Here is an 11,519-nt window from a genome sequence, read left to right as displayed (position 1 = left end):
CCGCGGACCTTCGAGAAGGTGGCGCAGTGCCATGAAAACGGTCTAGCCCGGTAGGAGCTTTGGCGCGCCGTATGTTAACCCAGCGCTGGAGCCAAGGGGCCCAAACACCACGGTTTCAAAATCCAGCGACCTCTGACTATCGCGTTTTGCGAAGGGTTTCAGCTTAAGTAGCTTTTTTCTACATCGTCCCAGCCCAGCGTTTCCTGTCGTCCGCCTTGCCACCTCCTCATGCTGGCAGTAACCGCTCATCGCCTCGGATTAAAGAAGTTCGATCTAACGTCAGATACGCCTAGGCTCCCCGGGGATGCCTGGTCACGCGGTACGGCTCCGCAGGGGAATGCTATCTCCACTGCCAACCGGCTCGGCAATCCGCGTACCGCCGAGACGATACCCGGGCGATCTCTCATGGCATCTTCTTTCTTCTGCTCGAACATCTTCCGACTCAGTACAGCCCTGATCTTAGCCATGCTGTCAGCCTTCATGGCCGGCCCTGCACGGGCGGAGCGGGTCAGCCTGCTGGGACTGAACCTATCGGGAGCCGGGTTTGCCTCGCAGGTCCTGCCGGGGGTGAACGGCACCCACTACATTTTTCCTACAGAAAGCTACTTCAGTCAGTGGAGCGGCCGAGGGGTCAAGCTGATTCGCTTCCCCATTCTCTGGGAACGGCTACAACCCGTGCTAGGCGGCCCACTGGACGCTACCTATGCGGCTCTGATCGATCGCACCTTCAACTACGCGCAAAAGTACGACATCAAGATCATCCTGGACCTGCATAACTACATGCGCTATCGCGGTGTAGTGATAGGCACAGGCAACGTGTCCTATATGCATTACAAAGATGTACTCGTTCGCATCGCTCAACGCTGGGGCACCCAGTCGTCGCTGTATGCCTACGACATCATGAACGAGCCGCATGATGCGGTGGCTCAGTGGGCAACTGCAGCGCAGTACGGTATCGACGGCGTTCGATCCATCGATTCGGTTCGCCCCATCATGATCGAAGGCAACGGTTGGGCCGAGGCCACCCGTTGGCCGCAATGGAACGATACGTTGCTGGGACTCAAAGACCCGGCAAACAACCTGATCTATCAGGCGCACGTGTACTTTGATGGTGTAGGCGGCGGTGGTAACTACGCCAACACAAGCGCCGCAGCCTACGGCGATAATTTTGGCGTGGAGCGGGTCAAACCATTCGTCGAATGGCTAAAGAAGAATGGCAAGCGTGGCATGATCGGTGAGTTTGGCGTACCGGACTCGGATAGTCGCTGGAACGTCATCATGGGCAACATGCTGGCCTATCTGAAGCAAAATTGTATGCCGGCCACTTATTGGGCGGCAGGTCCTGGATGGGCCAACTACAACCTGTCGGTAGAACCAATCAACGGGGTAGAACGACCGCAATGGCCAACCCTTAGGAAATACCTTGATGACACCAGTTGCACAGGCATCGGGCCTGTCCAAATAACCCAGGGTGCGGTTGCTAAACCAAACGCAAACAGTGCTTACGCCGGCACGGTGAAGCAGCTTTATATCGACTACTTGGGAAGAGAGGCGGAACCTGCAGGCTTGAGCTATTGGACCGGGCTGCTAGACAGCGGAACCATGTCGCTCGCAGCGGTAATCAATTCTTTCTTCAATAGTGGCGAATACCAAAATCGCAGTTATGTCTGGCAGCTCTATAACAGCTACATGGGTCGCATTGCCGATCAAGCCGGACTGGCCTACTGGGCTGGACTGCTCAACTCCGGAACGATGACGCGCGAACAGGTGAAATCAGCACTCCTGCATAGCGAGGAAGCCATGACCGTAGCACGTGACGGAGTAGTTCAGGCCTATCGGACCTACTTGGGCAGAGAGCCGGATGGGGCGGGACTGAACTACTGGATACAGCAGATCACCGATGGGAACGCTACGCTGGATAACGCTATCGCTGCGATGAAAAGTAGTGCGGAATACAGATCGCTGCATCAATAACCATCAAAGTCCACCCCGCCGATCGATCTTCCGATTCAAAATGATCGACGTCTGGGTCTGCTTGACCCCGTCGAGGTTGCCGATGCGGTCGAGCAGTTCGTCGAGCTTTTCGTGGGTGGTGCAGCGCAGGAAGGCCAGGTAGTCGAACTGGCCGCTGACCGAGGAGACTTCCTCGACCTCGACCATCTTTTCCAGGGCGCGGATGACGCCGGCGGTGCTGCGCGGCAGGACGCTGATGGCGCAGTAGGCGCGCACGGCGGCCTGTTCCAGTTCGGAGCCCAGGCGCAGGCCGTAGCCCTGGATGATGCCGTCGCGCTCCAGGCGCGCCAGGCGGGTGACCACGGTGGTGCGCGCCAGGCCCAGCTGGCGGGCCAGGGTTGCGTTGGAGGCGCGGGCGTTCTGTTGCAGCAGGTGGATGAGCTGCCAGTCGGTCGGATCGAGTTTGGTGAACATCGTGGCTGCCTGCCGGGGGNGGGCGTCGGGGCCGGGGGCCGCCGACGCGGGAGCCGCCATTCTAGGCGGGGCGGCCGAGGGCAGCCAGGGCGGCGTCCAGGGAGTCCTGCTGCTGACGTTCGTACAGCGCCATCTCGTCGAGCACCGGCGCACCCAGGGCGGCTTCGAAGGCGGCGCGATTGCCGCCGCTCTGGTATTCCTGCTGGCTGCCGGCACCCAGGTTGGACTGGAAGATGCCCGCGGCGCTGACCGGCAGGAAGTCCTCATAGGTAATGGGATCGGCCAGGAGTTGGCCAGCGGCGATCAGGGCCTCGGGATCGCGGCTATCGCTAGCCGCCTGGCTACCGGGCGCAGCGCGATAGCGGAACCAGGCCAGACCCTGACGGCGCAGCTCGTCCCAGTTGTCGGGCAGCGCCTGGAACACCTCGGCCAATACCGTTGCGTAGTCACTGCCGGCCGCCTTGCTGCGCTGGCGGACCTCTTGCAGCAGCTCGTCGTAACGCTGGCGACCGGCCGGCGTGAGGGCGATGCCCCGCTGTTCGATCTCGCCGAAGCGCGCCGTGTGCGAGCCCTGGACCTCGCCCTGGAACAGGATGGGCTCTTCCAGGGCCTTGAAGCTGGTCTGGCGCAGCAGGATGGGGCACTGGCGGCGGGGCGGGCCTTCGATGGTTTCCTTGGGCGCGATGCCGCGGGCGGGCATCTGCGCCTGGACGGCATCGATGTCGAGAGTGCGCGGGGTCAGGTGGTTGATGTGCGGCCCCTTGAAGCAGACCACGTCGGCGATCAGTCGGTGGGCATCGTGCAGGCGGTGGTAGAGACTGGCGTCGACATTGGCCTCGCGGTGCCAGCGAAAGGTCTCCAGGGCTTCCTGGACGAAGGCAGCGGCCTCGGCATCCGTCAGTCCGCCCTGGGCTTCGGCGCGCTCGATCAGCTCCAGTGCGCCCGGGGTGAAGATGCGCCGCGCGTTCAGCACCCCTTCGGCCAGCTGGCGCAACTCGGCGTCCTCGATCAGCTCCAAGCGCAGCAGCGAGGTGAAGACGCGAAACGGATTGACCTGCAGGGCGGCCGGCTCCACCGGGCGGAAGGCGGTGGAATGCACCGGCACCCCGGCCACGCTCAGATCGTAGTAGCCGACCGGCTGCATGCCCATCACGGCGAACAGACGGCGCAGGGTGGCCAGCTCGGCGGCGGTGCCGACGCGAATGGCGCCATGGCGCTCCAGATCCAGGCGCTCCGCGGAATCTCCGGCGAAGCCCGGTTGTCCGGCGTTCACCTCGGCGACCAGTTCCAGCAGGGTGCCGTACTGGGGCACCTCCTGGCGGTACATCGCCGACATGGCCTGGGAAAAGCGGGTGCGGATCAGATCCGGGGAAAGCAGCGACGCGGCGGTCATGGGAGCGGCTCCTGGCTCAGGCTAGAAGCCGATTTCGACATGCCCGCACGGGCTGCTCAAGCGATCTTTGCTCATTGGATCATTCCCCGAGGGAATGGGCGGATGCCTCAGTGATCCTTGTGCTGGCTCTTGGGCTTCTTCACGTGATCGGTGCCGGTATCGCTGCCCGAACCGCTGCTGGAACCGTTGTCTGCCGCACCGACGCCGGTGCTGGGCGCCTTTTCCATGCCATGGGTGCTGGTGGGATCGGGTCGCGCGGGGGTGGCCGGGGGATTGGTCGGGCTGGTCTGGGCCAGGGCGGCGCCGGACAGGCTGAGGCCCAGGATCAGGGCGCAGAGCAGGGAAGAGGTACGCATGGGAGGACTCCTCTGGACGGATGCACTCACCTTTAGGCACCTCCCCCGCGGGGAGGTGCCGCGCCGCGGATCAGCTGCCGCTGGGGCTGGCCTTATGGACCTTCTTGTGCGCCACCTTCTTGTGGTGGGTGGTGGTCTGCTTGCCGGTCTTGGCCGGGCTGCTGCTCGTCGCGGCAGGCGGCGTTGCCGGATCGGCGGGCGCCGTCTGGGCGAAGGCGGCGGAGGTGGCCAGCAGGCCGGCGAGGGTCAGGCAGAGGGTGGTGCTTTTCATGGAAGTCACTCCTTCGGTGGCTGATTGCAGCCCCAGTTAGCCGCCTTTCGCCCGGCAAAACCGTGTCCCCTTCCACAGCCAGGGCCATTGGTAACAAGATATTTCAATCGGCTGCCAAGGCGTTAACAGTCTGGCAACCCCTTCGTCGGGGGCCCGGCTTGGGCATAATGCCGAGACGCCCCCTTACCGTAGCCGCGTATGCCCAAGAGTCCTCATCTCCCCAAGCGCCCCCGCTGGAGCAGCCTGCTGCTGCTGGCCCTGGGCCTGACGCTGCTGCTGATTCCGCTGCGCTATGCGGCCCAGCACTATTACGAGGCGCAACTGGCCGAGCAGAACGGCCAGACGCTGGACCTCTATGTCGCCAACCTGCTGGGCACCCTGAGACGCTACGAGGTGCTGCCGGATCTGCTGGGCGATCTGCCGGTGCTGCGCCATGCCCTGGAAGGCCAGCGTGACGGCAGCGCCCAGGACGCCGCCAGCCAGATGCTGGAAGACATCCGCCAGCGCACCGGGGCGGATGTCATCTACCTGATGCAGGACGACGGCACCTGCCTGGCCAGCTCCAACTATCGCCAGGCGGACAGCTTCGTCGGTCGCGACTTCTCCTTCCGGCCCTATTACAAGGCGGCCATGCAGGGCCAGCCGGGGCGCTTCTTCGGCTTGGGCACCACCTCCAGCAAGCGCGGCTACTATTTCGCCGCCGCCGTGCGTGACGGCGCGCGCGCCATCGGCGTGGTGGTGGTCAAGGTCGATCTGGACAGTGCGGAAAAGCTCTGGGGCAACGCGCCCGAGCAGTTGCTGGTGACCGATGACCTGGGCGTGGTCATCCTCACCTCCCATGACGCCTGGCGCTTTCGCGCCACCCATCCGCTGGACGAGCGCCAGCGCGAGCAGGTCAACGCCAACCGGCCTTACCCCACCACCAATCCGGCGCCCCTGACCCTGGTGCCCGGCGACTGGCTGACCCAGACCCGCAATCTCGACGAAGTGGGCTGGAACGCGCAGATCCTGGCGCCGCGGGAGATGGTCGAGCGCCAGGTGCGCAGCGCCCTCTATGTCGGCGCGGCCACCCTGCTGGCGCTGCTCCTGCTGCTGGTGGTCATGACCCTGAGACGGCGCCACTTCATCGAGCGCCTGGCGCTGGATGCCCGGGCCAAGCGCGACCTGGAGCTGAACGTGGAGGAACGCACCCGCGACCTGCAGACGCTCAACGCCCGGCTGCAGCAGGAGGTGCACGATCGCGAGCAGGCCCAGCGCGAACTCATGCGCGCCCAGGACGAAGCCGTGCAGGCCGGCAAGCTGTCGGCGCTGGGGACCATGTCCGCCAGCATCAGCCACGAACTCAACCAGCCGCTGGCGGCCATCCGCAGCTACACGGAAAACGCCGTGGTGCTGCTCGACCACGATCGCCTGGACGATGCCCGCGGCAATCTCAAGCTGATCGGCGAGCTGACCACGCGCATGGCCAACATCATCGCCCACCTCAAGGCCTATGCCCGCGGCGCCCGCCGCGCGCCGGAGAGCGTGGTGCTGCAGGGCGCCCTGGAAGACGCCCTGGCGCTAGTCGCCGCGCGGCGCCGGGCCATGCAGGTGGAGCTGATCCGCGACCTGCCCGATGCGCCGCTGTGGGTGCAGGCCGGCGAGACCCGCCTGCGGCAGATCATCAGCAACCTGCTGAGCAATGCCCTCGACGCCCTGGCGGAAAAGACCAGCACCCGCCGGCTGTGGCTGACCACCAGCATCGACGAGCGCGGCGTGACCCTGATCCTGAGGGACAACGGTCCGGGTTTCTCCGGCGAGGCCCTGGCCCGCGCCCATGAACCCTTTTTCACCACCAAGGCCACCGCCCAGGGGCTCGGCCTGGGTCTGGCGATCTGCGATAACCTGTTGCGGACCCTCGGTGGCCACCTGCACCTGTCCAACCATCTCGACGGTGGCGCCGAGGTGCGCCTCTATCTGCTGCACGGCAAACCCGGGGTCGCGTCGGTACCCCAGGAAGAAGTCCGCGGTTGACCGTGCAGCCCCTTACCTTAGGTTCCTTGCCATGAGCGCCCTGCCCCCCTTCGACCCTGCCAGCCAGATCCTGTTGATCGACGATGACGCCCACCTGCGCCTGGCCTTGAGCCAGACCCTGGACCTGGCCGGCTTCAAGGTGACCACCCTGGCCGATGCCCGCGACCTGGAAATGGCCACCGTGCGCGACTGGCCCGGCGTGGTGGTGAGCGACATCCGCATGCCCGGCATCGATGGCCTGGAGTTGCTCGCCCAGTTGCACCAGCGCGACGCCGAATTGCCGGTGGTGTTGATCACTGGCCACGGCGACGTGCCCCTGGCGGTCCAGGCCATGCGCGCCGGCGCCTATGACTTCCTGGAAAAGCCCTTCGCCAACGACGCCCTGATCGACAGCGTGCGCCGCGCCCTGGGCGCCCGCCACCTGGTACTGGAGAACCGCAGCCTGCGCCTGGCCCTCGCCGAGCGCCATGAACTCCAGACCCGGCTGATCGGCCAGACCCCGGGCATGGCCCGCCTGCGCGACCAAATCGGCGCCCTCGCCGCGACCCAGGCCGATGTGCTGATCCATGGCGAAACCGGCGCCGGCAAGGAGGTGGTGGCCCGTGCCCTGCACGACCTGTCGAATCGCCGCGACGGCCCCTTCGTCGCCATCAACGCCGGCGCCCTCGCCGAATCCGTGGTGGAGAGCGAACTCTTCGGCCACGAACAGGGCGCCTTCACCGGGGCCCAGAAGCGCCGTATCGGCAAATTCGAATACGCCAGCGGCGGCACCCTCTTTCTCGACGAGATCGAGAGCATGAGCCTGGATGTCCAGGTCAAACTGCTGCGCCTGCTGCAGGAGCGCAAGGTCGAGCGCCTCGGCTCCAACCAGCAGATCCCGCTGGACATCCGGGTGGTCGCCGCCACCAAGGAAGACCTGCGCCAGGCCGCCGACCAGGGCCGCTTCCGCGCCGACCTCTACTACCGGCTCAATGTCGCCACCCTGCGCATCCCCGCCCTGCGCGAACGCAGCGAAGACATCCTGCCGCTGTTCCGTCACTTCGTCCTGGCCGCCGCCCAGCGCCACGGTACCCCGCTGCGCGAGCCCGATGCCGAGCAGCGCGCCGCCCTGATCGCCCACAGCTGGCCGGGCAACGTGCGCGAATTGCAGAACGCCGCCGAGCGTTTCGCCCTGGGGCTGGAGCTGGCGCTGGACAACAGCGCCTATGCGCCCCTGGCGCCCATGACGGCGACGCCCGTGGCCGCTTCCACGGCGGCGGCACCCGCGGCAGCCGCCCTCGCGGCCGGGCTGGGCGAGCAGGTCGAGGCCTTCGAGCGCGAACTCATCCAGCGCGAACTGGCCCGCCCCCACGCCTCCCTGCGCAGCCTGGCCGAAGCCCTGGGCCTGCCGCGCAAGACGCTGTCCGACAAGCTGCGCAAGCACGACCTGCAGTTCACCGGTGGCGCGGCGGACGACGGGGACTGACCAAGGTCGGCTGGTCGCGCCTGGCCAGGAGTGGCAGAGTGCGACCCTAGGCGTTCGCGCAAGGAGACCCTCTTGACCTCGCTCATGCTCGCAGAAGCCGCCGCCAGCGGCGCGGCGGTCGCTCGCCAACTGGCGACCATCGACCAGGCCCTGGCGGCGCTAGCCGACGACCTCAGAGCCCACCCGCCACAGCTGGCGCTGACCGTGGCGCGCGGCAGTTCGGACCATGCCGCCAGCTATTTCGCCTACCTGGCCATGGCCCACCTGGGACTGCCGGTGCTGTCGCTGCCGCCTTCGCTGGTGACCCTGCGCCAGGCGCCGCTGCGCGTCGAAAGCCAGCTCGCCCTGGGCTTTTCCCAGTCCGGGCGCAGTCCCGATCTGATCGAGACGCTGTCCGCCCTGGATCGCTACGGCGCCCGCACCGCCGCCCTGGTCAACGAGATCGATTCGCCCTTGGCCCTGGCCTGCCGCCACGCCATCGGCGTGCAAGCCGGACCCGAACAGAGCGTCGCCGCCACCAAGAGTTTTATCGCCACCCTGGCCGCCGCGGCCCGGCTGATCGCCCACTGGCAGCAGGACGAGACCCTGCTGGCTGCCGGCGCGGCCTTGCCCGAAGCGCTGGATCGCGCAGCCGAACTGAGCTGGGCGCCGGCACTGCCGGTATTGCGCGACGCCGAACGCTGCATGGTGGTCGGCCGCGGACCGGGATTCGCCATCGCCCAGGAGGCCGCGCTCAAGCTCAAGGAAACCTCGGCGCTGCAGGGCGAAGCCTTCAGCGGCGCGGAATTGCAGCACGGCCCCCTGGCGCTGGTGGAGCGCGGCTATCCGCTGCTGATCTTCGCCCTGCGCGGGCCCGAGCAGGCCGGTCTGCTGCACCTGGCGCGGGACCTGCGCGGACGTGGCGCCCGGGTGCTGCTGGCCGCGCCGGACGAGGTGGCCGAGCGTGACCTGCCCCTCGCCGTCGCCGGCCATCCGGACCTGGACGGCCTGCTGGCGATCCAGAGCTTCTATCGCATGGCCGCCTTGCTGGCCGAGGCCCGGGGCCAGGACCCGGACCAGCCGCGCCACCTGCGCAAGGTCACCCTCACCCGCTGAGGCGACGATCCTCGGCCCAGGCGCTCCGGCATCCGGCGCGCCTGTTTTCGCGCCTCAATCCGGAGAGCTAAGTCTTTGGAGCTAGCTGCCGCCGGCTGGTCGACGGGTAATCTGCCAAGCGGTCCACAGAGCCGTTAAGTCGCTGGAAATCGGTCAATTTTTTCTTGTCGCTCCCGGCGATTTGTCTCAGCGTTCGCGCAACGGATGATGAGACAGCCCATATGGACATGCGCGCGATACCTGCGAGCAAGGTCTGCCTGACGACAGGAAACGTCCTCCTGGCAGAACTGCTCAAACCCTTTCTGGAAGAACGCCACGGCATCGAGCTGAGTTGCGCCCGCGAGCTGGACGCAGCCGGCGACGCCGGCCTGGTGCTGGTCGATCTCGGCAGCGTGCCCGAGCCGGCGCTGGAGCGCTGGCTGGAAGGCCTGACGCCGGCGGTCACGGTGGCCTTTCTCAATGCCAGCGTCGAACAGGCGCTGCCCTGGGTCGAACGCTTTCCCGCCATCCAGGGCGTGTTCGCCCCCCAGGCCAGTCGCGACCAGCTGCTGCAGGGACTGGGCGCCCTGCTGGCCGGCGAGGACTGGCTGCCCCGCGCCATCCTGGCCCACCTGCTGCGCCGCTCCCGCGAGCGCCCGAGCATCGCCGCCGACGGCCTGACCCGCCGCGAGCGGGAGATCCTCCGGCTGGTCGGTCGCGGGCTCTCCAATGCCGCCATCGGCGAGACGCTGTGCCTGAGCACCCACACGGTCAAGAGCCACATGCACAACCTGCTGCGCAAGACCGGCGCGGCCAATCGCGCCGAGGCGGCGCTGCGCTTCCATGCCGGGCAGGACCTGCCGGGATGAAGGCGGTCTGGCTGCTGTTCGGCCTGCTGCTGGCCGGACCGCTGCGGGCCGAGGGCGAGCTGATCCAGGGACTGCTGGTGGACAACACCATCTCCCGCTTCGGCCACGACTTCTATCGCCATTTCGCCGACCGCCTCACCGACACCACCGACCTGGATTTCAACCTGGTGGTGCGCGAACGGCCGTCGGCGCGCTGGGGCAGCCTGGTCTGGGTCGAGTACGAACAGCGGCTGCTCTATCGCCAGTTCATTCCGCCCAACAACAGCGAACTCAAGGATGCCGCCTACGCCGCGGCGGACCAGGTCCACGAGGGCATCACCCGACGCCGCCTGGAAAATCTGCTGCAGGACACCTTCGACATGGAAAAGGACGAGTTATGAACGCGCACGCCTGGAAGGCCCTGCCCCTGCTCTGCACCCTGGGCGTCGCCCCGGCCATGGCGACCGAACTGGTCTATACGCCGGTGAATCCGTCCTTTGGCGGCAATCCGCTCAACGGCACCTACCTGCTGAACAACGCCACCGCCCAGGATCGCCACAAGGATCCCGACCTGCGCAGCAGCGCCAGCAGCCAGTCGCCCCTCGAGCGCTTCACCAGCCAGCTGGAATCGCGGCTGCTGTCCCAGGTGCTGACCGACATCAAGGACGGCAACTCGGGCACCATCTCCACCGACCAGTTCATCGTCAACATCGTCGACGACTCCGGCAACCTGACCGTGCAGATCACCGATCGCGGTACCGGGGAGATTTCGGAAATCTCCGTCAACGGCTTCAACCAACCCTGAGCACGGATGCCTGCCATGAACGCCTTTTCCCTGGCGGCGGCCCTGACCGCCGCCCTCGTCCTGACCGGCTGCGTGCGCGATCCCATGCCCGCCGAACAGAACGCCGCGCCGACCCTGACGCCGCGTGCCTCCACCTACTACGACCTGCTGGCGCTGCCGCCGCCCAAGGGTCCGCTGGTGGCCGCCGTCTACGGCTTCCGCGACCAGACCGGGCAATACAAGCCCAATCCGGCCAGTTCCTTTTCCACCGCCGTCACCCAGGGCGCCGGCAGCATGCTGGTGGACGCCCTGCAGGCCAGCGGCTGGTTCGTGGTGCTCGAACGCGAGGGCCTGCAGAATCTGCTGACCGAGCGCAAGATCATCCGCGCCACCCAGAACAAGCCGGACCTGCCGGAAAATCTGCAGCAGGCGCTGCCGTCGCTGCAGGCGGCCAACCTGCTGCTCGAAGGCGGCGTGGTGGCCTACGACACCAACGTGCGCAGCGGCGGCGAAGGGGCGCGCTACCTGGGCATCGGCCTGTCCGAGGAATACCGGGTGGATCAGGTGACGGTCAATCTGCGCGCCATCGACACCCGCAGCGGTCGGGTGCTGGCCAATGTCATGACCTCCAAGACCATCTATTCCATCGGCCGCCAGGCCGGGGTCTTCAAGTTCATCGAATTCAAGAAGCTGCTCGAAGCCGAGTCCGGCTACACCACCAACGAGCCGGCGCAGCTGTGCGTGCTCTCGGCCATCGAGGCGGCGGTCGCCCATCTGGTCGCCCAGGGCGTGGAGCGGCGGCTGTGGCTGGTGGCCGACGGTCGCGATCCACGCGATCCGGCGCTGACCAAATACCTGGAGCCGACCCGGCGCTAGGGATTAAGCCGC

12 protein-coding genes are annotated in these 11,519 nt (G+C 66.5%); 8 read left to right on the top strand and 4 right to left on the bottom strand.

Going from position 1 to position 11,519, the window contains the following annotated elements:
- Positions 1-405: 405 nt before the first annotated feature.
- The gene (locus PSEK12I1_RS0102475) at positions 406-1,974 is read left to right on the top strand and encodes a cellulase family glycosylhydrolase (protein ID WP_027600593.1); all 1,569 of its coding nucleotides are present in this window, start codon (positions 406-408) and stop codon (positions 1,972-1,974) included.
- 3 nt (positions 1,975-1,977) lie between these two features.
- Here PSEK12I1_RS0102475 and PSEK12I1_RS0102470 read toward each other — a convergent pair whose 3' ends face one another.
- The 4 genes from PSEK12I1_RS0102470 to PSEK12I1_RS0102455 all read right to left on the bottom strand — a co-directional run bounded on the left by PSEK12I1_RS0102470 (position 1,978) and on the right by PSEK12I1_RS0102455 (position 4,447).
- Positions 1,978-2,427: an Lrp/AsnC family transcriptional regulator gene (locus PSEK12I1_RS0102470; protein WP_027600592.1), complete on the bottom strand. Its 450-nt coding sequence runs from the start codon at positions 2,425-2,427 to the stop codon at positions 1,978-1,980.
- A 61-nt stretch (positions 2,428-2,488) separates the two neighbouring features.
- Complete coding sequence (locus tag PSEK12I1_RS0102465) at positions 2,489-3,820, bottom strand: VOC family protein (protein ID WP_027600591.1); 1,332 nt, start codon at positions 3,818-3,820, stop codon at positions 2,489-2,491.
- Between the two features lie 107 nt (positions 3,821-3,927).
- Entirely contained in the window at positions 3,928-4,176 is a 249-nt protein-coding gene (locus PSEK12I1_RS0102460; protein ID WP_027600590.1) for a hypothetical protein, read from the bottom strand.
- Between the two features lie 70 nt (positions 4,177-4,246).
- Positions 4,247-4,447, bottom strand: coding sequence for a hypothetical protein (locus PSEK12I1_RS0102455; RefSeq protein WP_027600589.1), 201 nt, complete (start codon positions 4,445-4,447; stop codon positions 4,247-4,249).
- Positions 4,448-4,645: 198 nt separating this feature from the next.
- Here PSEK12I1_RS0102455 and PSEK12I1_RS0102450 point away from each other — a divergent pair, with 198 nt between their 5' ends.
- From PSEK12I1_RS0102450 to PSEK12I1_RS0102420, 7 genes are all read left to right on the top strand, one after another.
- Positions 4,646-6,460, top strand: a complete 1,815-nt coding sequence (locus PSEK12I1_RS0102450; protein ID WP_027600588.1) for an ATP-binding protein — start codon at positions 4,646-4,648, stop codon at positions 6,458-6,460.
- 31 nt (positions 6,461-6,491) lie between these two features.
- Positions 6,492-7,925, top strand: coding sequence for a sigma-54 dependent transcriptional regulator (locus PSEK12I1_RS0102445; RefSeq protein ID WP_027597326.1), 1,434 nt, complete (start codon positions 6,492-6,494; stop codon positions 7,923-7,925).
- A gap of 84 nt (positions 7,926-8,009) precedes the next feature.
- Positions 8,010-9,020 (top strand): SIS domain-containing protein, encoded by a 1,011-nt coding sequence (locus PSEK12I1_RS0102440; protein WP_037006650.1) that lies wholly within the window; start codon positions 8,010-8,012, stop codon positions 9,018-9,020.
- 227 nt (positions 9,021-9,247) lie between these two features.
- Positions 9,248-9,868 carry a LuxR C-terminal-related transcriptional regulator gene (locus PSEK12I1_RS0102435; RefSeq protein ID WP_223855396.1) on the top strand — a complete coding sequence of 207 codons (621 nt, stop codon included), beginning with the start codon at positions 9,248-9,250 and terminating at the stop codon, positions 9,866-9,868.
- Complete coding sequence (gene csgE, locus PSEK12I1_RS0102430) at positions 9,865-10,248, top strand: curli production assembly/transport protein CsgE (protein WP_027597323.1); 384 nt, start codon at positions 9,865-9,867, stop codon at positions 10,246-10,248. Before PSEK12I1_RS0102435 ends, csgE begins: the two co-directional genes overlap by 4 nt.
- On the top strand, positions 10,245-10,652 hold the full coding sequence (locus PSEK12I1_RS0102425; protein ID WP_027600586.1) for a curli assembly protein CsgF: 408 nt from the start codon (positions 10,245-10,247) through the stop codon (positions 10,650-10,652). The genes csgE and PSEK12I1_RS0102425 overlap by 4 nt, the downstream gene beginning before the upstream one ends.
- A gap of 15 nt (positions 10,653-10,667) precedes the next feature.
- Entirely contained in the window at positions 10,668-11,507 is an 840-nt protein-coding gene (locus PSEK12I1_RS0102420) for a CsgG/HfaB family protein (RefSeq protein ID WP_017641598.1), read from the top strand.
- Positions 11,508-11,519 lie beyond the last annotated feature (12 nt).

This window comes from Pseudomonas sp. MOIL14HWK12:I1 (assembly GCF_000510705.1).
GTDB classification, from domain to species: domain Bacteria; phylum Pseudomonadota; class Gammaproteobacteria; order Pseudomonadales; family Pseudomonadaceae; genus Chryseomonas; species Chryseomonas oryzihabitans.
Note: the sequence above shows the minus strand (reverse complement) of the source record. Positions and strands in the feature narration are given on the sequence as shown.